Origin of the sequence: Streptomyces sp. SAI-170, assembly GCF_049739565.1 — a bacterium.
Lineage (GTDB): Bacteria > Actinomycetota > Actinomycetes > Streptomycetales > Streptomycetaceae > Streptomyces.
This window is the reverse complement of sequence record NZ_JBMGQD010000001.1, coordinates 7,924,554-7,944,551: the sequence shown is the minus strand read 5'-3', so window position 1 is coordinate 7,944,551 and position 19,998 is coordinate 7,924,554. Positions and strand designations below refer to the sequence as shown.

The 19,998-nt window shown below is 73.3% G+C and carries 22 protein-coding genes and 1 pseudogene; 11 read left to right on the top strand and 12 right to left on the bottom strand.

All coding sequences use genetic code 11. The features are described from left to right. The first annotated feature begins 548 nt into the window (after positions 1-548). Positions 549-2,216: a phosphodiester glycosidase family protein gene (locus tag RKD23_RS35695; protein ID WP_424857485.1), complete on the top strand. Its 1,668-nt coding sequence runs from the start codon at positions 549-551 to the stop codon at positions 2,214-2,216. A gap of 75 nt (positions 2,217-2,291) precedes the next feature. On the opposite strand, the gene RKD23_RS35690 is transcribed toward RKD23_RS35695, so the two are convergent. The 4 genes and pseudogenes from RKD23_RS35690 to RKD23_RS35675 all read right to left on the bottom strand — a co-directional run bounded on the left by RKD23_RS35690 (position 2,292) and on the right by RKD23_RS35675 (position 5,469). Continuing rightward, entirely contained in the window at positions 2,292-2,711 is a 420-nt protein-coding gene (locus RKD23_RS35690; protein WP_424857484.1) for a hypothetical protein, read from the bottom strand. A gap of 82 nt (positions 2,712-2,793) precedes the next feature. Then, positions 2,794-2,922, bottom strand: a pseudogene (locus RKD23_RS35685) (GNAT family N-acetyltransferase); the annotation flags it as partial. A 337-nt stretch (positions 2,923-3,259) separates the two neighbouring features. Next, positions 3,260-4,531, bottom strand: a complete 1,272-nt coding sequence (locus RKD23_RS35680; RefSeq protein WP_424857483.1) for a Cmx/CmrA family chloramphenicol efflux MFS transporter — start codon at positions 4,529-4,531, stop codon at positions 3,260-3,262. Next, a complete protein-coding gene (locus RKD23_RS35675; protein WP_424857482.1) occupies positions 4,528-5,469 on the bottom strand; it encodes an NAD(P)/FAD-dependent oxidoreductase in 942 nt (313 codons plus the stop codon). The genes RKD23_RS35680 and RKD23_RS35675 overlap by 4 nt, the downstream gene beginning before the upstream one ends. Before the next feature lie 93 nt (positions 5,470-5,562). On the opposite strand from RKD23_RS35675, the gene RKD23_RS35670 reads away from it, so the two are divergent. The 3 genes from RKD23_RS35670 (at position 5,563) to RKD23_RS35660 (ending at position 8,871) form a co-directional block, all read left to right on the top strand. Beyond that, positions 5,563-6,150 carry a helix-turn-helix domain-containing protein gene (locus RKD23_RS35670; protein ID WP_404045860.1) on the top strand — a complete coding sequence of 196 codons (588 nt, stop codon included), beginning with the start codon at positions 5,563-5,565 and terminating at the stop codon, positions 6,148-6,150. Positions 6,151-6,201: 51 nt separating this feature from the next. Continuing rightward, entirely contained in the window at positions 6,202-7,029 is an 828-nt protein-coding gene (locus RKD23_RS35665; RefSeq protein WP_424857481.1) for an NmrA family NAD(P)-binding protein, read from the top strand. A 105-nt stretch (positions 7,030-7,134) separates the two neighbouring features. Further along, positions 7,135-8,871 carry a protein kinase domain-containing protein gene (locus tag RKD23_RS35660; RefSeq protein WP_424857480.1) on the top strand — a complete coding sequence of 579 codons (1,737 nt, stop codon included), beginning with the start codon at positions 7,135-7,137 and terminating at the stop codon, positions 8,869-8,871. 22 nt (positions 8,872-8,893) lie between these two features. Here RKD23_RS35660 and RKD23_RS35655 read toward each other — a convergent pair whose 3' ends face one another. Further along, positions 8,894-9,685 (bottom strand): aquaporin, encoded by a 792-nt coding sequence (locus tag RKD23_RS35655; RefSeq protein ID WP_424858412.1) that lies wholly within the window; start codon positions 9,683-9,685, stop codon positions 8,894-8,896. 5 nt (positions 9,686-9,690) lie between these two features. Beyond that, on the bottom strand, positions 9,691-9,825 hold the full coding sequence (locus RKD23_RS35650; RefSeq protein WP_424857479.1) for a hypothetical protein: 135 nt from the start codon (positions 9,823-9,825) through the stop codon (positions 9,691-9,693). Positions 9,826-10,023: 198 nt separating this feature from the next. Between RKD23_RS35650 and RKD23_RS35645 the strand changes: the two genes are divergently transcribed. Both RKD23_RS35645 and RKD23_RS35640 read left to right on the top strand, forming a co-directional pair. Beyond that, a complete protein-coding gene (locus RKD23_RS35645) occupies positions 10,024-10,494 on the top strand; it encodes a cation:proton antiporter regulatory subunit (protein ID WP_424857478.1) in 471 nt (156 codons plus the stop codon). A 7-nt stretch (positions 10,495-10,501) separates the two neighbouring features. Next, positions 10,502-11,746, top strand: coding sequence for a cation:proton antiporter (locus RKD23_RS35640; protein WP_424857477.1), 1,245 nt, complete (start codon positions 10,502-10,504; stop codon positions 11,744-11,746). Positions 11,747-11,794: 48 nt separating this feature from the next. Here RKD23_RS35640 and RKD23_RS35635 read toward each other — a convergent pair whose 3' ends face one another. Both RKD23_RS35635 and RKD23_RS35630 read right to left on the bottom strand, forming a co-directional pair. Beyond that, positions 11,795-11,977, bottom strand: coding sequence for a hypothetical protein (locus RKD23_RS35635; RefSeq protein WP_424857476.1), 183 nt, complete (start codon positions 11,975-11,977; stop codon positions 11,795-11,797). A 264-nt stretch (positions 11,978-12,241) separates the two neighbouring features. After that, positions 12,242-13,438, bottom strand: a complete 1,197-nt coding sequence (locus tag RKD23_RS35630; RefSeq protein ID WP_424858411.1) for a CaiB/BaiF CoA transferase family protein — start codon at positions 13,436-13,438, stop codon at positions 12,242-12,244. 155 nt (positions 13,439-13,593) lie between these two features. Here RKD23_RS35630 and RKD23_RS35625 point away from each other — a divergent pair, with 155 nt between their 5' ends. From RKD23_RS35625 to RKD23_RS35615, 3 genes are all read left to right on the top strand, one after another. Further along, a complete protein-coding gene (locus RKD23_RS35625; protein ID WP_424857475.1) occupies positions 13,594-14,001 on the top strand; it encodes a DUF6336 family protein in 408 nt (135 codons plus the stop codon). A gap of 65 nt (positions 14,002-14,066) precedes the next feature. Next, positions 14,067-15,350, top strand: a complete 1,284-nt coding sequence (locus RKD23_RS35620; protein WP_424857474.1) for a M20 metallopeptidase family protein — start codon at positions 14,067-14,069, stop codon at positions 15,348-15,350. A 107-nt stretch (positions 15,351-15,457) separates the two neighbouring features. Then, positions 15,458-16,207 (top strand): alpha/beta fold hydrolase, encoded by a 750-nt coding sequence (locus RKD23_RS35615; protein ID WP_424857473.1) that lies wholly within the window; start codon positions 15,458-15,460, stop codon positions 16,205-16,207. A 406-nt stretch (positions 16,208-16,613) separates the two neighbouring features. On the opposite strand, the gene RKD23_RS35610 is transcribed toward RKD23_RS35615, so the two are convergent. The 4 genes from RKD23_RS35610 to RKD23_RS35595 all read right to left on the bottom strand — a co-directional run bounded on the left by RKD23_RS35610 (position 16,614) and on the right by RKD23_RS35595 (position 18,701). Beyond that, positions 16,614-17,087 (bottom strand): carboxymuconolactone decarboxylase family protein, encoded by a 474-nt coding sequence (locus RKD23_RS35610; protein ID WP_424857472.1) that lies wholly within the window; start codon positions 17,085-17,087, stop codon positions 16,614-16,616. A gap of 197 nt (positions 17,088-17,284) precedes the next feature. Continuing rightward, a complete protein-coding gene (locus RKD23_RS35605) occupies positions 17,285-17,608 on the bottom strand; it encodes a hypothetical protein (protein ID WP_424857471.1) in 324 nt (107 codons plus the stop codon). Positions 17,609-17,727: 119 nt separating this feature from the next. After that, entirely contained in the window at positions 17,728-18,051 is a 324-nt protein-coding gene (locus RKD23_RS35600; protein ID WP_424857470.1) for a DMT family transporter, read from the bottom strand. After that, positions 18,048-18,701, bottom strand: coding sequence for an FMN-dependent NADH-azoreductase (locus RKD23_RS35595; protein ID WP_424857469.1), 654 nt, complete (start codon positions 18,699-18,701; stop codon positions 18,048-18,050). The genes RKD23_RS35600 and RKD23_RS35595 overlap by 4 nt, the downstream gene beginning before the upstream one ends. Before the next feature lie 110 nt (positions 18,702-18,811). Between RKD23_RS35595 and RKD23_RS35590 the strand changes: the two genes are divergently transcribed. Together RKD23_RS35590 and RKD23_RS35585 are read left to right on the top strand one after the other, a co-directional pair. Further along, positions 18,812-19,372, top strand: a complete 561-nt coding sequence (locus RKD23_RS35590; protein ID WP_424857468.1) for a TetR/AcrR family transcriptional regulator — start codon at positions 18,812-18,814, stop codon at positions 19,370-19,372. Between the two features lie 100 nt (positions 19,373-19,472). Next, positions 19,473-19,943 (top strand): GreA/GreB family elongation factor, encoded by a 471-nt coding sequence (locus RKD23_RS35585; protein WP_424857467.1) that lies wholly within the window; start codon positions 19,473-19,475, stop codon positions 19,941-19,943. Positions 19,944-19,998: the final 55 nt, after the last annotated feature.

Below are 19,998 nucleotides of genomic sequence, written 5' to 3'. Positions count from 1 at the left end.
CGCCGGGTGGAGCCGACGGACCCGACCGCCACGGCCCTCCCTCTGAAGTTCGGCCGAACCGGTCAGGTGTGCGGTCACGTCAGCACCTCATCGGTCGTGGGTCGTTGACCCCGTGGAGCCTGTCCACGGCCTTATGGTGCGTCAGGCAGAAGACGACAGACGGGACAACCGGAACGCGGCAGGCTGACCGGTTTCCGTCGCTTTGGCTGACCGACGGGCGGGCATCCTCATCCGGCGGGACGCATCCGGAACGAAAGGTGGCACCAGCGTGAAGAGTTCACCGCGCCTGTGGCCCCCTACCGCGGCGGCATCGCGACCCCGCAAGGTCATATCCCCCATCTGACGGACGCAGCGGGCCGATCCGGCCTCGCGCCCCCATTTCAGCCACCTGGCACGCGGCGTGGCTCGACCATGCCCGCACGCGCGCCCGCGGCATCCATACGTCAACCCTCCGTAACCGCACATCGAGTGGACGGCCCCCTGCGCGACACACGCGCCGGGCACGGTCGCAACGACTCCCGTAGCCGACGTAGCTGAAAGGGCTCCGCATGAGCAACCGAATGGCACGACGCGGAATGATCGGTGGGGCGCTGGCCGCCTGCCTGGTCGCCGGCACGATCGCCACCTCGGTGGCCGACGAGCCGGCGGCGGCCGACCAGCCTCCGGTGGAACGGGCCGCGGTGAGAACCCCGGCGAGACTGCCGCTCGGCTCCGCCGAGTTGGAGGAGACGCGCACCCCGCGGACGGTCGCGCCGGGCGTCACCCACATCGCGATCGAGCGCGGCCGGGCGTCGGCGGACGACTTCTGGACGGTCACGGTCGGCGTCGGCACGACCGACGAGGAGGTCGCCGAACTGGAGGCCAGAATCCGCGCCGCCGGGTACGAACCGCGCCTCGACCCCACCGCGGGTCCCGACCCCCGGGGCTCCGAGGACCGGCCGCTCGGCATGATGGTGCGGGTGGGGCGGTACGCCGACCAGACCGCCGCCAACCGGGCCCGCAGCCAGATGATCTCCCGCGGTCTGACCGGGGTGGTCCACCACACCAGCGAGGACGGGAACCCCACCACCGGCCCCTGGTCGCTGGACGTACTCGTCGTCGACCCGGCCCGGTTCACCGGCCGGCTGCGGTCCGAGCTGGCCAGCGGGATCGTGCCCGGCCGTGAGACCACCAGCGAGATGGCGCGGCGCACCGGCGCCCTCGCCGGCATCAACGGCGGCTTCTTCGTCATCGACAGCGGCCGGCACACGCCCGGCCCCGGACTGACCGGCACCGACGGCGACCTCGCCGGCATCTCGGTCGTCGGCGGCAACCTCGTCTCGGAGGCCGTCAACGACCGGCCCGGCCTGGTCATCCAGTCCGACTCCGGCCGGGGCTCGTCGGTGCGCCGGCTCCGCACCAGGCTCAGCGTCCGCACCGACGACGGCATCACCCGCCAGGTGACGGGCCTGAACCGGCAGGCCGGCCTGATCGTGAACTGCGGCGGCGTCGGCACCGCCACGCCCTTCTCCATCCCCTTCCAGGAATACACCTGCGGCAACGACAACGAACTCCTCGCCATCACCCCGAAGTTCGGTGCCACCGCCCCGGAGGGCGCCGGCTACCAGGCCACCCTCGACGCCGACGGCCGGGTGACCGCCGTCCAGCCCAGCCGGGGCGGCGCGGTACCCGCGCAGGGCACCCTGCTCCAGGGCACCGGGACCGGGGCCCAGTGGCTGCGCGTCCACGCCCCGGTCGGTGCCCGGCTGAGCGTGCGCAGCACAGTGGTGGACTCCGACAGTGGCGCCCGGGTGCCGGTCACCTCGAAGACCTCCATCATCAACGGCGCCCCGCTGCTGCTGCGCAACGGCCGGACCGCTCTCGACCCGGTGCGCGACGGCTGGGGCCCGGTGGAGATCGAGGGCTCGGACCGTGAGGCGCTGTTCAACGCCTGGTACCTGCGCCGCAATCCGCGTACCGCGGCCGGTGTCACCAAGGACGGCCGGATCATCCTGCTCACCGCCGACGGCCGCCGGCCCGGCTACACCGTCGGTCTGAGCACCCCCGAGACCGCCGCGGTCATGCGCAGCCTCGGTGCGGTGAACGCCCTCAACCTCGACGGCGGCGGCTCGACCGCGATGGTCGTGAACAACGCCCTGCAGGGCACCCCCAGCGACCGCACCGGCGAACGCTCCGACGGCGACGCCCTCATGATCCTTCCGAAGTCGGCCCGGTAGCCTCCCGGGCCTGAACGGGCTGCTCCGCACGGCCCACGGTCGCCGCCCACTCGACCGTCGAGGGGGCGGTGACCTTCACGGTCCCGGGCCGGTGTGGGCGGCCGACAGCGCGAACTCGTTGTAGATCACGGCCGGTTCACCCGAAGAGCAGGTGTGCGCGAAGTACGACCCGAGCGCGGGCAGGTCCACGGTGACCTCGCCCGCGCCTCGGCAACTGACGGCGACGATCAGGGCCTTGCCTCGGCGCCCGCCGTCGTAGGCGAAGTCCGCGTCGCCACGGGCGGTTCGGTGGCGACCGGCGAGGGTTTCACCGCTTCCCGCGTCGAGCGGCGGCGGAACGACGGGCGTCGGTTCCCGGGTGGCCCTGGCCGCCGAGGCGGTCGGGGCGTCGGGCCGTGGGTCGTTCGTGTGCTGCGGTGGTGCCGTGCAGGCCGCGGCGGCCAGTACGGTCAGCAGCCAGACAGGGTTCCGCCTGTGGCGGGTCGCGATGGGCACTGGCCCACGCTAGGTCCGGGCCCGGCACGTCACGGCCTGATCGGCGCAGTTCTGAGCAGAAACTGAGGGAACGCGCGCGAGTTCAGGACACCCGTCGGGACAGCACCTGACCCGGCCGGTCGCCCGTACCGAGGAAGCGGTCGGTGGAGGTGAACCCGTTGCGCTCGAAGAACGCCACCAGGGAGCCTCCGCCTCCCGCCCAGCAGTCCACCATGCGCTCCGCCGTCGCCCGCGAGTCCGCCGAGGATGTGGGGCTGTGCGTCGGCGACGGTCAGGTGATCCACGCCTGCGACCGCGTCAGGACTGGACCTGGAGAACCTGACCAAGTCGCCGCCGAAGAGCTCGACGTGGTTGGGGCGTTCGTAGGCGTCCTCCACGAAGGCCAGGCAGCGTGAGGCGTACGCGGTCGGACCCAACCGTTCCCGCGCCCAGGCGATGGCGTTGTCGGTGCGGGTCTGCCAGTCGTGATCCATGGATCCCCTCGGTCTGTCGGCCGGGCCGCCCCGGATGCTAGCCGCGCAGCGGCCCGCCGCGGCACCGGTTTTCGTTCAGCCGGTGTGAGACTGCCGACGGCCGGCCACCGTCGTCCCAGCCCTCGCTCCGTCACCGTCGCCGGTCCGAAGTCGCTGCCGTCGACCGGACAGCTTCCGGTCCAGGAGTGCCGTCGGTACGACCGCCGCCGCCAGCGCCGCGCCGATCCAGGTGACCTCTGTGACGTCCGCACCGCTGTTCAGGGCGGCGCCCGCGAGGGCCGGGACGAGGCTGATGCCGAGCTGGAAGGCCGAGACGGTGGTGGCGCCGGCCAGGGTCGGTGCCTGGGCGGCGATGGTGAACACCCGCCCGTAGACGGCCGGGTTGAGCACGAAACCGGCGACGCCGAGCAGCAGCACGAGCGGGACGACGGCGAGCGGATGCCGGGCCAGCAGCGCCAGCAGGACCGAGCTGCCCAGGATGCCGAGCGCTCCGGCCAGGAGCGCCTGGGTGGGCCGCCGGTCGGCGATCCGGCCCCCGACGGACAGCCCGACGAAGGCGCCGACCCCGAACAGCGCGAGGACCGGGGGCACCCAGACCGACGGGACGCCGGTGACGTCGGTCAGGAAGGACGCGAGGTAGTTGAACGTGATCATGTACGCGGCGGTGCTCAGGATGGTCACGGCGTACACGACCCACAGCTGCGGCTGCCGCATGGTGCGCAGCTCCCGCCGGACGCTCGGCTCCGCTCCCCCGCTCGTCGCGGGCACCGCGACCAGGCTCAGCACCGCTCCGGCGGCGGTCAGGGCGACCACGCCCCAGAACCCGCCCCGCCAGCCGGTGAAGTGGCTCAGCAGGGCGCCCGCCGGACCGCCGGCGATCATCGCGAGGCCGAGTCCGCTGACCACGACACCGGAGGCGCGTGCCGTGCGGTCCGGGGTGACCAGGCCGACCGCGGTGACCGCCGCGACCGCCCAGTACCCGGCGTACGCCAGGCCGCACAGGAAGCGGGTGGCCATCAGCAGGGCGTAACTGTCGGTCAGCAGGCCGGCCGCCACCGAGACGGCGAAGACGGCCTGGGTCGTCACCAGGGTGACGCGGCGCGGCCAACGCAGGGTGAGGATCGCGAAGGGCGGTCCGCCGATCACGACCCCGACGGCGAACGCCGAGATCAGCGCGCCGGCCGAGGAGAGACTGATCCCGAGGTCGTCGGCGATCTCCGGCAGCACGCCGGCCAGCAGGAACTCGGCGCTGCCCATGGCGAACAGGCTGAACGCGAGCAGATGGACGCCGAGCGGCAGTCTCCCGCGCGTGACCGGCCCCGGCTGCTGTGCGGTCCCGGCACTCACCGGCCCTCACCCCGCACGGCCGGGGCGCGGTGCTCGGCGACGGCTCGGACCACGTCCTCCTCCAACAGGTCGGTGTTGAGGGCGAAGGCGGCGGCCGAGCCCATGCCCGCGGCGGTGATGACCTGGGCGCGCGGATCGGCCACGTTGCCCACCGCCCACACGCCCGGCACGGTGGTGCGCCCGGTCCGGTCGGTGACGACGAATCCGTTCTCGGTCGCGCAGCCGAGTGCGAGGAGCAGGCCGTCGCGGGGCACCATGCGCGGGAAGAGGAACACCGCGTCGCGGGCCACCGTCCGGCCGTCGGTGAGCTCGACGCCGCTCATCCGGCCGTCGTCGGCGCACACCCGCGCGATCTCTCCGTCGACGACACGCACGCCCCGGGCGGTGAGGCGTTCGTGGTCCTCGCCGCTGAGGTCGAGGGTGTGCCGGAAGAACACCACGTCCTCGGACCACTGCCGCAGCAGCAGGGCCTGGTGCACCGCGCCCGGCGAGGTCCCCAGCACGCCCAGGGCCCGGTCGCGGACCTCGTACCCGTGGCAGTACGGGCAGTGCAGCACATCCCGGCCCCATCGCTCGCGTACGCCGGGCAGATCCGGCAGCTCGTCGCGCAGGCCCGTGGCCACCACCAGCCGGCGTGCGGTCAGGGCCGTGCCTCCGGCCAGGTGCACGGTGAAGCCGGGGTCGACGTGGTCCACCTGACCGGCGAACAGCTCGGCTCCGTAGCGGCTGACCTCGGCCCGGCCCGCCTCCAGCAGCGCGGCGGGCGGCATGCCGTCCCGGGACAGGTAGCCCTGCATATGGGCGGCCGGGGCGTTGCGGGGCTCTCCCGCGTCCACCACCGCGACCCGGCGGCGTGCCCGGGCCAGCACCAGGGCGGCGTTCAGGCCCGCGGCTCCCGCGCCGATCACCAGGGCGTCGTACTGCGTCTCGTCGCTCATCGCGATCACCTCCGCGGCACAAAGTCGCCGCGGGACTGCTCGTTCGACAACCTTTGTTGCCAATTCCGGGACGGGCGGGGTGAGATGAGGGCCATGGACCATCCCGCCGCGATCACCGAAGCACTGTCCGAGGTCGGCCCCCGTCTGAAGCGGCTGCGGACCGAGCGCCACCTCACGCTGGCCGAACTCGCCGAGGCCACCGGTATCTCCAAGAGCACGCTGTCCCGCCTGGAGTCGGGGCAGCGCCGCCCCAGCCTGGAGCTGCTGCTGCCGCTGTCGCACGCCCATCAGGTCCCGCTGGACGAGCTGGTGGGCGCACCCGAGGTCGGCGACCCCCGGGTGCGGCTGACGCCCCGGCGCGTGAACGGCAACACGGTCCTACCGTTGACCCGTCAGCCCGGGCCGATCCAGACGTACAAGATGGTCCTGCCGGCGAGCCGCACCGAGCCCGACCCGTGCACGCACGAGGGCTACGAGTGGCTGTATGTGCTCTCGGGGCGGCTGCGGCTGGTGCTGGCCGACCACGATCTGGTGCTGGGCGCGGGCGAGGTCGCCGAGTTCGACACACGGCTGCCGCACTGGTTCGGCACCACCGGCGAGGGACCTGTCGAGGTGCTCAGCCTCTTCGGCCGGCAGGGCGAGCGGCTGCATGTCCGCGCCCGGCCGCGCACCGGCGCTTGACCTCAACTTCGGTTGAGTTCCTAGCGTGTCCGTGACGAAAGGACGTGAGCTGTGACGACTTTGGTGACGGGTGCCACCGGGAACACCGGCCGGCATGTGGTGGCGGAACTGGTCCGGCGAGGCGAGCGCGTCCGGGCGCTGAGCCGGGACACGGTCGCGGCGGCGGCGAAGCTGCCCGCCGGGGTGGAGGTGGTGGCCGGTACGCACACCGTGCCGGAGAAGCTGGACGCCGCGCTGGAGGGCGTCGACCGGCTGCACATCACCGTGACGGCGGGACTGGCCGAGGCCGGACCCGAGCTGGTGCGCAGGGCGGTGGAGGCGGGCGTACAACGCATCACCGTGCTGTGGGGCGGCTTCGTGGGCCCGGTCGAGGAGGCCGTGGCGGCGTCGGGGGTGACCTGGACGCGGCTGGAGCCCCAGGAGTTCATGTCCAACACGCTGACGTGGACCGACTCGGTCCGGGACGAGGGGGTCGTACGCGAGCCGTACGATCTGCCCAGCGCACTCGTCCACGAGGCGGACATCGCGGCGGTGGCGGCCGTCGCCCTGCTGGAGGACGGCCACGCGGGCCGCGCCTACAACCTGACCGGGCCCGAGGCGCTGACGCCGCGCGAGCGGGTGGCGATGCTGTCGCGGGCCGTCGGCCGTGAGCTGTCGTTCGTGCCGCTCACCCATGAACAGGCCGTCGAGCGGCTGATGGCGACCGGAGTGTCCCGGGCCGACGCCGACTACGTCATCGGCTGGTACGCCAGCCCTCCCGAGGAGGCCGCGACCGTCGTCGACACCGTCGAGCGGCTCACCGGCCGCCCCGCGCGCACGTTCGCCGAGTGGCTGACCGAGCACGCGGACCGCTTCCAGGGGCCCCGTACACCGCGTTGACCATGAGGCGTCCCGCAGTCTGCGATCATGGCGGCGTGAGGAACGGCCCTCGTACACAGGGGCCCCCTCAGTGGCTGTCCGGTGCAGGGGGAAGGGACGACGAACGTGCTGGTGGCGGGGCGATATCTGCTCGAGACTCCGCTGGGACGCGGCGCGATGGGCGAGGTCTGGCGGGCGACCGACCAGACCTTGAACCGGGCGGTCGCCCTGAAGCTGCTGACCGGTGAGGCGGCGGAGAAGGACACGGCCCGCTTCCACCTGGAGGCGCAGACCGCGGCCCGCCTCAACCACCCCCATGTGGTGGGCGTCTACGACTTCGGGTCGCACGCGGGGCAGCCGTATCTGGTCATGGAGCTGGTGGAGGGCTGGAGCCTGGCCCAGGAGCGGTCGCTGCGCGGTACGTTGGCGCCCGCCGAAGCGGCCCTGCTCGTCGGCCAGTTGGCGAACGGGCTCGCCGCCGCGCACCGGCAGGGGGTCATCCACCGGGACATCAAGCCGGCCAACGTGATGCTGACCGCCGACCGCGTCGCGAAGATCACCGACTTCGGGATCGCCCGCTTCGCCGATGCGGCCGCCGGCGCCCTGACCGCCACCGGCACGGTCGTCGGCTCGGCCGCCTATCTGGCCCCCGAGCGTGCCCTGGGCCGTCCGGCCGAACCGCCCTGCGACGTCTACGCGATGGGCTGCGTGCTGTACGAACTGCTCACGGGGCGCCCGCCGTTCACCGGTGCCACCAGCCTGGCCGTGGTCCAGCAGCAGGTCGACGCCGCGCCGGTGCCGCCCACCCGGCTTCGGCCCGACATACCCGAGCCGCTGTCCGCGTTCGTGCTGCGCCTGCTGGACAAGGACCCGGCCCGGCGCCCGACCGCGGGCGAGGCGGCCACCTGGCTGACGACGCTGCCCGGCGGGGCCGAGGGCGGCGCTGCGGAACATGCCTATCCTGCGACGCCGCGGGGGCAGGGGTTCCCGGCCGGGGGTTCGGGGTTCGCGGGCGGGCCTCGGGGGCAGGGCGGCGGTGGCCTTCCGGCCGGGCCGCACGGGCAGGGCTACCTCTCTTCCGGCCCTCAGGGGCAGGACTTCGCTGCCGCGCCGGAGGGACCGGGGTTGCCTGCTGCGCGGGAGGGGCAGGGGTACGCCGCCGCACGGCAGGGGCAGGGGTACGCCGCCGCACGGCAGGGGCAGGGGTACGCCGCCGCACGGCAGGGGGAGGGGTACGCCGCCCCGCCGCAGGGGCAGGGGTATGTCGCCGCGCCGCAGGGACCGGGGTTGCCTGCCGCGCGGGAGGGGCAGGGGTACGTCACCGCACCACAGGGACAGGGGTACGCCGCCCCGCCGCAGGAGCGGGGGTTCGCAGCCCCTCCGCAGGAGCGGGGGTTCGAAGCTCCGCCACAGGAACGTGGGTTCGCCGCACCGCCGCAAGGGCACGCCCTCCCCGCCACGCCGGAAGGCGCTCTCCCCGCCGCCACGCCGGAAGGCGCTCTCCCCGCCACCGCGCCGGTGCCGTCGACGGCGGCCAGGCCGGTCAGGCCGGCCACGGGGCGTCGGCGTCCCGCCCGGCCGCGCGGCGGGCTCTCCCCCAAGGTGCTGTTCGCCGTCGGCGGCGTCCTCGTGTTCGGCGCCTCGGCGGCTCTCGGGGCCGGCCTGTCCTCCGGCGACAGCGACGACGCGTCCCCGGGGGGCACGTCCACGTCGTCCTCCCCGGACCTGCCCGCGGCCGGGACGCCGACGCCACCGCCGTCGCCGTCCACCGTCATGAGCGACGGCGACGGACAGAAGGAACAAGGGGAAGCGGGCAAGAAACGCGGGAAGTCCGAGAAGGAGGACCGGGAGGACGACGACTGAGGCCGTCACGGCCCAGCGGTCGTCACCCCGATGCGCGCCCGCGGCCCGGGGTGAAGACCAGTGCCACCAGGGCCAGTCCTACGACGGTCCCCAGGAGCTGCATGCCGACGAACCCGGCGACCGAGCCGGGCGCGATGCCCGCCGCGGTGTCGGTGAAGGCGCGGCCGATGGTCACCGCCGGGTTGGCGAAGGACGTGGACGAGGTGAACCAGTACGCGGCGCCGATGTAGGCGGCGACGGCGACCGGGGCGAAGCGCAGCCGCCCGGTGCGGGCCAGGCCGAAGACCAGCAGGATCAGGCCCGCGGTCGCGACGACCTCGCCGAGGAGCACGGGCCCGCCGGAGCGGTCGTGCGTGGACAGTCTCACCAGCGGCTCACCGAACATCGCGTCGGCCAGCACACTGCCCGCGAAGGCGCCGGCGACCTGTGCCGGGACGTAGACGGCCGTCTCGCGCAGGGTGACCCCGACGCCGAGGCGGCGGCCGGTCCACCACTCGGCGAGGGTGACGGCGGGGTTGAAGTGGGCGCCGGAGACCGGCCCGAACAGGGTGATGAGGACGCCGAGCCCGAAGGCGGTGGCGAGTGAGCAGGCCAGCAGTTGCAGCCCGGCGTCGGCGGTGAGTGCGCCGGCCTGGATGCCGGTGCCCACCGAGACCGCCACCAGGGCGGCGGTGCCGAGCAGTTCGGCCGCCGCCCGGGCGTGCAGCGGCGGCGGGACGGGCAGGGCCGGCCGCGGCGCGAGCGGCGCCTCCGCGCCGGTCGGGGCGGCGGCTGTCACGGACTCCCCGGCTCTCTCGTGCCGGGTGGCCTCCATGGACGTCAACAGTTCTCCTCGATACGGATCGCCGCGAGGGCGAGTGAACAGGGGCAGAACCGCGGGACGTTGGTCCCGGCGGTGATGCGCACGGTCTCCGCGAGGTCGGCGAACTGACCGGCTGGAAGGGAGACGTCCACCTCGCGCGGGGTACGGGCGTGGGACCGACGTCGTCCGCACCGATAGTGGCACATCACCCGAGACTGATACGCCCCTGGTGGCCGGGACCGACCGCTGCACGGCCCCCTGGTTAAAGTGAAGGCGATGGGCTTCCCAAGAAACGGTCAAACGCCCAAGCCAGACCGCCTGACAGGAGGACAACCGTGGGTGCACCACGCATGAGCAGTACGCCGCTGCCCGGCATAGGAGTCCGCTACGACCTCACCACCCGGGAGCAGCGCCGCCTGTCCGTGGTGGCCCACCGGGACGGGACGCGGACACTGAGCGCGTACCGTACGGACGACCCGGACGCCTGCGCCATGTCGGTGCGGCTCACGTCCGGCGAGGCGGAGACGGTCATCGACGCGCTGATGCCGACGCACCACAGCCCCAATCTGCTGTCGACGACCGAGCTGGGTCTGGTGGCGGAGCGGATCGAGCTGCCGTCGGTGTCGCACTGGAACGGGCGGCTGCTGGGCGAGACCCGTATGCGCACCGAGACGGGCGTGTCGATCGTGGCCGTCCTGCGCCGGGCCGAGGCGTTCCCCTCCCCCGGGCCGGACTTCCGGCTGGCGGGCGGGGACACCCTGATCGTCATCGGCACCCGCGAGGGCGTGGACGCGGCCGCGGCGATACTCGGCCGGGAGTGATCGCGCGATGCACTCCTCTGCCGTTTTCCTGATCGAGTTCGGCGCGATCATCCTCGGGCTGGGGCTGCTGGGCCGGTTCGCCGCACGCTTCCAGTTCTCGCCGATCCCCCTCTATCTGCTGGCCGGGCTCGCGTTCGGCGAGGGCGGGCTGCTGCCGCTCGGCTCCAGCGAGGAGTTCGTGGCGATCGGCGCCGAGATCGGCGTGATTCTGCTGCTGCTCATGCTGGGCCTGGAGTACACGGCGAGCGACCTGGTCTCCAACCTCAGGACGCAGTACCGGGCCGGACTGCTCGACGCCCTGCTCAACGCGCTGCCCGGCGCCCTACTGGCACTGCTGCTCGGCTGGGGCCCGGTCGCCGCGGTGGTGCTGGCCGGGGTCACCTGGGTGTCCTCCTCCGGCGTCATCGCGAAGGTGCTCGGCGATCTGGGCCGGCTGGGCAACCGCGAGACGCCGGTGATCCTGAGCATCCTGGTGCTCGAGGACCTCTCCATGGCGGTCTATCTGCCCATCGTCACCGCCCTGCTGGCCGGGGCGGGTCTCGCGGCGGGCAGTGTCACCCTGGCCATCGCGCTGGGCGTGGCGGCGCTGGTGCTGCTGCTCGCGGTGCGCTACGGCCGTCACATCTCGCGCTTCGTCTCCAGCGACGACCCGGAGAAACTGCTGCTGGTCGTGCTGGGGCTGACACTGGTCGTCGCCGGTGTGGCGCAGCAGTTGCAGGTCTCGGCGGCCGTCGGGGCGTTCCTGGTCGGCATCGCCCTGTCGGGCGAGGTCGCCGAGGGTGCCCACAATCTGCTGGCCCCGCTGCGGGACCTGTTCGCGGCGGTCTTCTTCGTCTTCTTCGGTCTGCACACCGACCCCGCGACCATCCCGCCGGTGCTGCTGCCCGCGCTGGCGCTGGCCGTGGTGACCGCGCTGACGAAGATCGCCACCGGGTACTGGGCCGCGCGCCGCGCCGGGATCTCGCCCAAGGGACGCTGGCGCGCGGGCGGCACCCTGGTCGCACGCGGCGAGTTCTCCATCGTCATCGCCGGGCTCGCGGTGACGGCCGGCATCGAGCCCTCCCTGGGCCCGCTGGCGACCGCGTACGTCCTGATCCTGGTGGTCCTGGGCCCCCTGACGGCCCGCTGGACGGAGCCGCTGGCCACCCGCCTGACGAGCCGTCCGCGCAGACCCGCGCCACTGCCGCCGGTGCCGGAGGACGCCGGGTTCCTGGACTCGGCGGAGGACCCGGACAGGGTCGCCCGGCCGTGACCGACACGGCGACGACCGACACGGCGACGGGCAGCACAGCGGCCCGCTCTAGGGGTGTGCACCGCCCAGGCCGTCCCCGGCAGCACGCGGCGCCGGGGGTGCGCCCAGCAGATGGGCGGCCTGGATCTCGATGTGGTCCGCCGCCCGCTGCGCCTCCGCGACGACGTCTCCGCGCTCGCGCACGAGATCGTCGTAGATCGGCGCGTCATGAGGGGTGATGGTGCGTGTCATGGTGAGCTCCCCGTTCCCGTCAGGCCCGATTCAGCCGGGCCGCGATGCCGCACCCTATAAGGGCGTACATCCTGGCCTGGGGGTGTGCGGCTCGGTCGACGTTGCTCATTCGGCTTTCCGATCTTTTTCCGGCTCGGGTCTTTCCTTCCATCTGGTTCTGCGTATTCCGAACGCCGGCGCGTTACACCTCGGCCGTGAAAGCGAGGAAATGTAAGGCAATTCTCGATGGCCTGTGCATTTTTCGTGACCACGGGATGGGGATATTCAGGAATCAGGGGAATCCAGCCAGGCCCGGAGGTCGTCGGTGTGCTCGCCGAGCCCGGGCGGGCGGCGGGTGTGGCGCGGGGGTGTGGCGGACAGATGCAGCGGGTTGGCGACGAGGTCCATCGGCTGCCCGTCGGCACCGGTGACGGTGGCCCGGGGTGCGAGGCCCAGCCGCTCGGCCAGTTCGAAGGCCTGGCCCAGGTCGTTCACCGGCCCGCAGGGCACGCCCAGCGGGGTGAGCCGGTCGAACCACTCGGACGCGGTGCGCCGCGCCAGCAGCGTGCCGACGAGCCGGGCCAGTTCCGCCACATGCGCCACGCGGTCGGCGTTGGTGGCGAAGCGCGGGTCGGCGGCGAGCTCGGGTGCGTCCAGCCCGCGGCACAGCGCGGCGAACTGCCGGTCGTTGCCGACGGCGAGCACGAACGGCCGGTCCTGCGCCTGGAACACCTCGTACGGCGCGATCGAGGGGTGCCGGTTGCCCAGGATGCCGGGCACCTGTCCGGTCAGGGTGTGCGCGGCGGCCTGGTTGACGAGGCTGGACAGCAGACAGGACAGCAGGTCGACCTCGACGTGCTGTCCCTGCCCGGTCGCGTCGCGATGCCGCAGCGCGGCCAGGGCGCCGACGGCGGCGTGCAGTCCGGTGAGGACGTCGACCACGGCGACGCCGGTCTTCACCGGCTGTCCGGGGGCCGGGCCGGTCACGCTCATCAGGCCGCCGACCGCCTGGATCAGCAGGTCGTAGCCGGGCAGCGCGGCCCCCGCACCGGCGCCGAACCCGGTCACCGAGCAGTACACGAGCCCGGGGTTCAGCTCGCGCGCGGAGGCGTAGTCGAGGCCGTACTTCTCCATCGTCCCGGGCCGGAAGTTCTCGAACAGCACATCGGCGCGGCGCACCAGTTCCGCCGCCCGCCGCCGGTCGTCGGGGTCCCGCAGATCGAGCGCGAGGGAGCGCTTGTTGCGGTTGACGGACAGGTAGTAGGTGGCCTCGCCCTGGGCGTACGGCGGCCCCCACGCGCGCGTGTCGTCGCCGGTGCCGGGCTGCTCCACCTTGATCACCTCGGCGCCGAGATCCGCCAGCAGCATCGTCGCGTACGGCGCCGCCAGCACCCGTCCGAAGTCGGCGACGAGCACCCCCTCCAGCGGCAGCCGGACCGCCGAAGCCCCGCCGTCCGCCGTTGCGCCGCTCCCCGGGCCCATCCGCATCGCGTTTCCCCTTCCAGCCGTTCCCGCCCGTCAGGGTCGTCATTCTGGGGACGAGGCGCCGCGCGGGACATTGGACACGGTGTACAGGCCCCTCCCCCGGGGGCAGGCCCATTCGTCCATGGTGTCGGGGCGGCGGTTACTGTGCCCGCATGCAACGGGACGACGAAGGTGTGCTGTCGCCGCGTCTGCGGCTGGGAAGCGTAGTGCTGCGCGGAGTGATGTTCGGGGCGGCCGGCGCGGTGGTGGCGGCCATGGCCGCGCTGGCCGTCGGCAACCACCACGACCGTATGGAGTTCCTGGCCGTCGTCGGCGGTCTGTGTCTTGTCCTCGGCGGTGGTTTCCTGCTCTTCGGGCTGCTGTTCTGGGCCGCGTGCCGCCGTGACATCCGGCGACTGAGGGACTTCGGCAGTGTGAAGAGGCAGTTCGAGGCCCCGACCATGGCCGGCCCGGTCTTCGTGCGGCTCGGCGTGCTGGCGCTGGTCGTCGCGCCCGCCGCGTTCGGGATGTACGACCTCGTGGACGGGGCGTCGTACGGCAGTTGGCTGTACAGCCACTGACCCGCCGGGCCGGTCATGGCTACCGTGAGCGCACGGAGCCGGCGCGCGCAGGAAGGGCGTACCCCATGGCCGACGAGGTGCTGCACGACGAGCTGGACCGGCGGGCGGAGGAGGTGGCCGAGCAGGTCGTGACCTGGCGCCGGCATCTGCATCAGAACCCCGAGCTGTCCAACCGGGAGGAGCGCACGGCCCGGTTCGTCGCGGAGCATCTGCGTTCGCTCGGGCTCGACGAGGTGCGCACGGGCATCGCGGGGCACGGGGTGGTCGGGGTGCTGCGCGGCGGAGTGCCCGGCGAGCGGGTGGTGGCGCTGCGGGCGGACATCGACGCGCTGCCCGTGCCGGACGCGTGCGGCGTCGAGTTCGCCTCGCGGGTGGTCGACCGGGACTACCCGGGCGGGCCGTTCCCCGTCTCGCACGCCTGCGGCCACGACTGCCACACGGCCATGCTGATGGGCGCGGCCACCGTCCTGGCCGGGGTCCGCGACCGGCTGCCGGGCACGGCGCTGTTCGTCTTCCAGCCCGCCGAGGAGGGGCCGCCGGTGGACGAGAAAGGCGGCGCCCGGGTGATGGTGGAGGAGGGCGCCTTCGGCGATCCGACGCCGACCATGGCCTTCGGCCTGCATGTCACGCCGTATCCCAAGGGGTACGTCGGCTACCGCGTCGGCAATCAGTACGGCGCCTCGTGCCTGGTCAGGATCGTCATCGGCGGCCGGCAGGTGCACGGCTCCTCGCCCTGGCAGGGCATCGACCCGATGCCCGCGGCCGGCGCGATCCTCGTCGGCGTCGGCCAGCTCTACCGGCAGGTCGACGCCTTCCACCCGGTCACCGTCAGCATCGGCCATGTCGAGGACGTCGGCCGGTTCAACATCATCGGCGAGACCGTCACCCTGTGGGGCACCATCCGCTGCGCCGACGAGTCCGACATGGCTGACGTACAGAAGCGGCTGACCGTCCTGGCGGAGAACTCCGCGGCCGCGTACGGCTGCACCGCCACCGTCGAGCACCTCCAGGACGTCCCGCCCGTGCACAACACCCGTGAGTGGGTCGACGCGGCGCTGCCCACCTTCCGCCGCGTGGTGGGCGAGGACCGGGTCGTGGAGACCTCCGCCACGCTCGGCTACGACGACGTCTCGGAGTTCATCGACCGCTACGGCGGCCTGTACGTCATGCTCGGCGTCCAGGACGCCACGCTCGACGGCACCGGCCGGCCCACACCCGCCCCCGGCGGGCGCGGTCTGGTCCCGAACCACAACCCCCGCTTCTACGCCGACGACACCACCCTCGTCACCGGAGTCCGGCTGCACGCGCACACGGCGTACGACCATCTCAGCGGGGTCCTCGCGCCATGAGGCCCGCTGCGTGAAAGGGGGCGGACGATGGCCTGGCGGGAACACACCGTCGTACGGGACGGGGTGCGGCTGGTCTGCCGGGACCGGGGCGGCGAGGGCTGGCGCTCGTGCTGCTGCACGGGCTCGCCGGTCAGTCGGGCGAGTGGGACGCGGTGGCGGAGCGGCTGAGTCCCGGCTTCCGGGTGGTCGCGCTCGACCAGCGCGGACACGGTGCCTCCGAGCTGCTGCCCGAGGACGTGTCCCGTGCCGCGTATGTCGAGGACGTCGTGGCCGTCGCCCGCGCGTTGCGGCTCGACGCGCCCGTCCTGGTCGGGCAGTCGATGGGCGGCAACGCCGCGCTTCTCACCGCCGCCGCCCATCCCCGGCTGGTGCGGGGCGTGGTGCTCGTCGAGGCGGGGGCGGGTGGGCCGAGCCCAGGGGTCCCGGACGAGATCCGCGGCTGGCTGGACTCGTGGCCGGTGCCCTTCCCGTCGCGCGAGAAGGCCGTCGCGTTCTTCGGCGGCGGGCCCGTCGGTGAGGGCTGGGCGGACGGGCTGCGGGAGCGGGACGGCGGCTGGTGGCCCCGCTTCGAGCCGGAGGTGATGGTCCGCTCGACGGCCGAGGTCGCCGAGCGGTCGTTCCTCGCCGACTGGCGGCGCGTCAGCTGTCCGGCCCTGCTGGTCCTGGCCGAAAGGAGCTTCGTGCCGCCCGAGGAGTTCGACGCGATGGTCCGGGCCCGGCCTTCGGTGACCTCCCTCAGCCTGCCCGGGACGGAGCACGACCTGCATCTGCAACGCCCGGACACGGTGGCCGAGTTGGTCGCGCGGTTCGTGCACGGCCTGGAGGGCGCCCCTGGCCGGCCCGGTGACCGGCCATGAGGGCGTCGTCGGGCCCGGCTCAGGGTCCGGTCGGCGCGCCTCCCATCCAGGAGTCCATGGGGCGGTGCTGGTGCTGCTGGTGAGGAGGGCCCGCGGGGGGCGCGGGTGGTATCACCCGCGCCAACTCGCGGCGCAGACGGTCGGCTTCACCGCTCACCTGGGCGGGGACGTCGCCGCGCTCGGCCACGAGGCGGCTGTAGATGGGGGTTTCCAGGAACACGGTGAAATCTGCCTGCCTTCTCGGTCATCGGGAACCAGCGGGGTCGGACGGCGCTGCAGGACAGCGTACGGACCACCACTGACACTCACCGACTCCCCCGTCCTCAGATAGTGCCAGGCCGCCGCGCGCGCCGTGCCGCCGGGAGGGGATCCGCCGCGCGCTCCCCCTCCCGGCCCGCTGCGTCGGTCACCCCCACTGGCCGGGCTGGTAGTCGCCGGCCGGCTGCCGGACGATGACGTTCATCCGGTTGTAGGCGTTGATGATCGCGATCAGGGACACCAGGGCGGCCAGCTGCTCCTCGTCGAAGTGCTTGGCCGCGTCCGCCCAGGCCTCGTCGCTCACCCCGCCCGCGGCGTCGGCGATCCGGGTGCCCTGCTCGGTCAGCTCCAGCGCGGCCCGCTCGGCCTCGGTGAAGACGGTCGCCTCCCGCCAGGCCGCGACGAGGTTCAATCGCGTCTGGGTCTCCCCGGCGTGCGCGGCGTCCTTGGTGTGCATGTCCGTGCAGAAACCGCAGCCGTTGATCTGGCTGGCGCGGATCTTCACCAGCTCCTGCACCGTGCTCGGCAGCGTCGAGTCGGTGACGACCTTGCCCGCCGAGTTGATGTACTTCGCGAACTTCGCCGCGAGCGGGCTGCCGTAGTAGCTGAGACGGGCTTCCATCGTGCTCTCCTTGCCTGCCGGGTGGCTGCTTCACCTCACTGACGCGTCGCGGAGGAACGATGTGACAGACAGGAGGATGTGAGCCGCGTCACGCGATCGGGGCACAGGGCAAGCCCTCCGTGGCGGGGTGCGACACGGAGGGCGGCAAGGGCGGCACGGGGATCGGCAGGACCGGCACAGGCATCGGCCGGCCGTCGCTACTGCGCGGCCCGTACCGCCGCGCCCGCCGCCGCGATGTCCAGGTCGACCAGGACGGCCCCGCCCTCGCGACGGCCGCGCTCGGAGATCGCGAGGCCGATCAGCGCCAGCTCGGCCGCGTGGTCGCGCAGCCGATGCCGCTCGGGCGTCTCCCGGTCGGGCGCCTGCCGTTCGTCGCGCTCCCACGCGGCCACCGCCGCGTCGGCGAGCTCCTGGGGCAGTCGTACGGTGACCCGGGCGGTCTGCGCCTCGACGCGCGCCCCGATCGCTGCGAGCACCGCCGTGTCGTCGCGGTACCGGCCGTATGGCGAAAGGTCGTTCACGCGTCGAGGGTAGCGGCGCCGCCGAGGGCGCCGAGGCCCGGCTCGCGGGCGTGTCGGCGCACTTCGGCGGCGCGCGGCCGGGCCGGTGCCAGGCCGTTCCCAGGCCGTTGCCGGGCGCCTCACTCGGCTGTGGTGGTCGCGTGGGACAGCGCCACCCCGCCGACGATCAGGGCGAGGGCGAGGAGGCGGCCTAGGGTCACCGGGTCCTTGTGGACGACGACGCCCAGCGTGATGGCGCCGGCCGCGCCGATCCCGGTGAAGACGGCGTAGGCCGTGCCCACCGGCAGTCCCCGCATCGCCAGGGACAGCAGATAGACGGCGACGGCGGCGAGCGCGAAGCAGAGGAGGGTGGGCAGCGGGCGGGTGAACCCGGCCGTGGGCTTGATGCTCTGCGACCAGCCGACCTCCACCAGGCCGGCGGCGACGAGGAGCAGCCAGTTCACAGGGATTCTCCTGTCTTGCGGGCGGCCTCCAGCGCGGCCGCGCGGGACGCGTCGTGCGCGCCGCGCCGGTCGGCGAGGGCCGGATCGGTGAGGGAGTTGACGAGTTCGGTGCCGAGGAAGGTCATGTCGTCCTCCGGCACGGCGAAGTGGCCGGTGAAGAAGTCGCGCAGGTAGCGCTCCTGGTGGTCGTACGGGTGGCGCGGGGTGCCCGGGCCGTAGGCCCCGCCGCGGGCGTACGCCACGACGAACCGCCGTCCGGCGAGGGACATGCGCGGGAAGGTGACCTGGTCGATCCATGCCTTCAGGGACGCCGGGATCGCGTAGTTGTACATCGGCGTGGCGATCAACACGGCGTCGGCGGCGACGAGTTCGGACAGCAGCGGCTCGACGACGGCCCAGGCCGCCTCCTGGGCGGGGGTGCGCACGGCCTCCCGGTAACGGGCGGTGTCGGTGATCCGGTGCTCGAGGACGTAGTCGCACAGCTCGGTCCACGCCTCGCCGATCTGCGGGACGGGGGTCCGGGCGAGGTCGCGGTGGACGTACGTGCCGCCGGGGTGGGCGGCGCGCCAGGCGGCGGCGACGGCGTCGCCGGCCTCCCGGCTGAAGGACTGGCGGCGGGCGCTGGCGTCGATGTGGAGCAGCGTGGTCATGACGGGTCCCCTCGGAATCGGCCGGAACAGTAACCGGACACGGCGTCCAGTTATACCGGACGAGACGCTCAACCGGACAGGGCGTCCAGTTATTCCGGTAGGCTGAGCCCATGGAGACGAGGGAACGCGCGGACGCCGCCCGCAACCGGGCCAAGGTGCTCTCCGCCGCCGCCGAGCTGTTCGCCGCCGGTGATCCGCGGTCGGTCACAATGGAGGACATCGCCCGCGCGGCCGGCATCGGCCGGGGCACCCTCTACCGCCGCTATCCAGACGTCACGTCCATCGCGGCGGCCCTTCTCGACGAACACGAACGCGGCCTCCAGGAGGAGCTGTTGCGCGGCGCTCCCCCCCTGGGCCCCGGCGCGCCGCCGCCCGAGCGGCTCACCGCGTTCTACGCCGCCATGGTCGACCTGCTGGACGCCCACAGCCATCTGGTCCTGGGCGCCGAGACCGGCGAGAAGCGCTTCACCGTCGGGGCGTACGGCTTCTGGCGCGTCCATGTGCTGGTCCTGCTGCGCGAGTCCGGCGCTCCGGACCCTGAGGCCCTGGTGGACAGCCTGCTCGCGCCCCTGGCACCGGAGGTCTTCCTCCAGCAGCGGGCGCAGGGCGTGACACCGGACCGGATCAAGGCCGGGCTGGGGCGGCTGGCGAGGGCGGCGACGGCCGGCTGAGGAGCGGCGGATCGACCACGTCACCCGAGGGGTGATTTGCCGGGCCTGTTCACCGGTGAGGTAATGGAAGCCTCGTACGCGACCAGCAGCGGGAGCAGCGATGACGGACGGTCCCGAGCCGATCAGCACCGAGGCGCTGGGAGCACTGCGGCGCGAGCTCGACGAGCTGCGGAGCCGCCGGGCGACGGTGGCCGCGACCCTGCGGGGGGACGACGCGGTGGGCGACCGCGCGGACGAGGCCGACGAGTTGCAGCGGGCCTCGGACGTGGCCCGGCTGGACCGGCGCATCACCGAGATCGAGGCCCGGATCAGGGAGTCGTCCGTCGCGGGCCCGCCGCCGACGGACGCGGTGGGTGTGGGCAGCACCGTCACCGTGCGGTTCGGGGACGGCGAGGAGTCGACCCTGCGGCTCTCCGAACTCGCCGACGCGGACGACGCCGACCTGGTGACCGCCGACAGTCCCCTCGGGCACGCGCTCCTCGGGCACCGGGCCGGTGACACCGTGCACTACCGAACACCCGGCGGCGACCGGACGGCTGTCGTGGTGTCCCTCGGAGGACACCGCGGCTGACCCGGGAGCACGTGCTCCGCGGCGTGGCTCGGGGGTGCGCCACCGCGGGCGCGGC

Bases quoted from the DNA above. Each gene is read 5' to 3' on its own strand.
- RKD23_RS35595 (WP_424857469.1), bottom strand. From the start codon at position 18,701: ATGACCACGCTGCTCCACATCGACGCCAGCGCCCGCCGCCAGTCCTTC.
- RKD23_RS35675 (WP_424857482.1), bottom strand. From the start codon at position 5,469: ATGAGCGACGAGACGCAGTACGACGCCCTGGTGATCGGCGCGGGAGCC.
- RKD23_RS35620 (WP_424857474.1), top strand. From the start codon at position 14,067: ATGGCCGACGAGGTGCTGCACGACGAGCTGGACCGGCGGGCGGAGGAG.
- RKD23_RS35630 (WP_424858411.1), bottom strand. From the start codon at position 13,438: ATGGGCCCGGGGAGCGGCGCAACGGCGGACGGCGGGGCTTCGGCGGTC.
- RKD23_RS35640 (WP_424857477.1), top strand. From the start codon at position 10,502: ATGCACTCCTCTGCCGTTTTCCTGATCGAGTTCGGCGCGATCATCCTC.
- RKD23_RS35635 (WP_424857476.1), bottom strand. From the start codon at position 11,977: ATGACACGCACCATCACCCCTCATGACGCGCCGATCTACGACGATCTC.
- RKD23_RS35645 (WP_424857478.1), top strand. From the start codon at position 10,024: ATGAGCAGTACGCCGCTGCCCGGCATAGGAGTCCGCTACGACCTCACC.
- RKD23_RS35610 (WP_424857472.1), bottom strand. From the start codon at position 17,087: ATGGAAGCCCGTCTCAGCTACTACGGCAGCCCGCTCGCGGCGAAGTTC.
- RKD23_RS35590 (WP_424857468.1), top strand. From the start codon at position 18,812: ATGGAGACGAGGGAACGCGCGGACGCCGCCCGCAACCGGGCCAAGGTG.
- RKD23_RS35670 (WP_404045860.1), top strand. From the start codon at position 5,563: ATGGACCATCCCGCCGCGATCACCGAAGCACTGTCCGAGGTCGGCCCC.
- RKD23_RS35585 (WP_424857467.1), top strand. From the start codon at position 19,473: ATGACGGACGGTCCCGAGCCGATCAGCACCGAGGCGCTGGGAGCACTG.
- RKD23_RS35695 (WP_424857485.1), top strand. From the start codon at position 549: ATGAGCAACCGAATGGCACGACGCGGAATGATCGGTGGGGCGCTGGCC.
- RKD23_RS35625 (WP_424857475.1), top strand. From the start codon at position 13,594: ATGCAACGGGACGACGAAGGTGTGCTGTCGCCGCGTCTGCGGCTGGGA.
- RKD23_RS35655 (WP_424858412.1), bottom strand. From the start codon at position 9,685: ATGGAGGCCACCCGGCACGAGAGAGCCGGGGAGTCCGTGACAGCCGCC.